The following is a 946-nucleotide window of genomic DNA, read 5'->3' as shown; positions in this document are numbered from 1 at the left end:
AAACGCCGGAGAAGCCGCAAGCTCGAAAGCGCTTGACCTCAACATGCCGAATAGAGAAGTGCTTCAGGACTGCTGCAACCCGGACTTTTTCAACACTATCGGTGGCAAGCCGCCGTTCAACGCCCTATGCGAGCACGAAATTCGGCAGTCGAATTGGTGCGTGGAAACGGTTCGGAAGGCAACTGTACACCGAGAAAGGCACAAAGCGGCTCCCACCCTTCGGAGGCCTGATAAGTAAGAAGGCGTTCAGGTGGCAGCGTTGATTTCACGGAAGCGTTATGTGCTTCATAGACAGCGATTGCGTGATCACGGTTATCAAATCGACCGCCAAAGACAGTGTTTCCAACCACCGCCACACCAAAGGACTGTGGATCATTGGTAGCAGCATCCATCGTGAGCCCTATTGTTTGCGCCATGCTGTCATACCAGGCTTCCGGGTCACGAACTGTCAGGATAACCTTTGCATGAGGGTAGTGGTCACTCACTTCGCGCCAAAAATGCGCCGTTGGCCAATCGACCGCGGAAAGATAGCCGGCATATGCCGCATCCCAGGTCGGGAGTTGTCCCTGTCCGGCGGCGCGCCACAGCGCCTTCTGCTCGGGATTGGCGTGGACATCTGCCATGTGATGACACGGCCCGAACCCAAGATGCTCCAAGGCGAGCTTCAGCGAATATGTGCCAGTGCGACCCATGCCTGCGCCAATGACATATAGAGCCATGAGCACCCCCCGACGATTTCAATTGGTCAAAATACCGCTGTTTCCTTTACTTCGCTATATGTTTTGAAGGTCAGCTCCCGGTCGATAGTGTTGAAAAAGTCCGGGTTGCAGCAGTCCTGAAGCACTGATTCAATCTTCGTCGTAAGAGGAGATTGAGTCGATGATGGGCGAGCAAAGTGTGATGCAGGAGGAGCTGTTCTACGGCTTCAGCCTGGAGCGGCATGTGC

At 54.5% G+C, this 946-nt stretch carries 1 protein-coding gene; it reads right to left on the bottom strand.

Going from position 1 to position 946, the window contains the following annotated elements:
- Positions 1 to 116 precede the first annotated feature (116 nt).
- Positions 117 to 719 (bottom strand): sulfotransferase family protein, encoded by a 603-nt coding sequence (locus tag NKJ81_RS32535; RefSeq protein WP_084643033.1) that lies wholly within the window; start codon positions 717 to 719, stop codon positions 117 to 119.
- Positions 720 to 946 lie beyond the last annotated feature (227 nt).

Source organism: Mesorhizobium sp. M0018 (assembly GCF_040323955.1).
Classification (GTDB): domain Bacteria; phylum Pseudomonadota; class Alphaproteobacteria; order Rhizobiales; family Rhizobiaceae; genus Mesorhizobium.
Note: the sequence above shows the minus strand (reverse complement) of the source record. Positions and strands in the feature narration are given on the sequence as shown.

Bases quoted from the DNA above. Each gene is read 5' to 3' on its own strand.
- NKJ81_RS32535 (WP_084643033.1), bottom strand. From the start codon at position 719: ATGGCTCTATATGTCATTGGCGCAGGCATGGGTCGCACTGGCACATAT.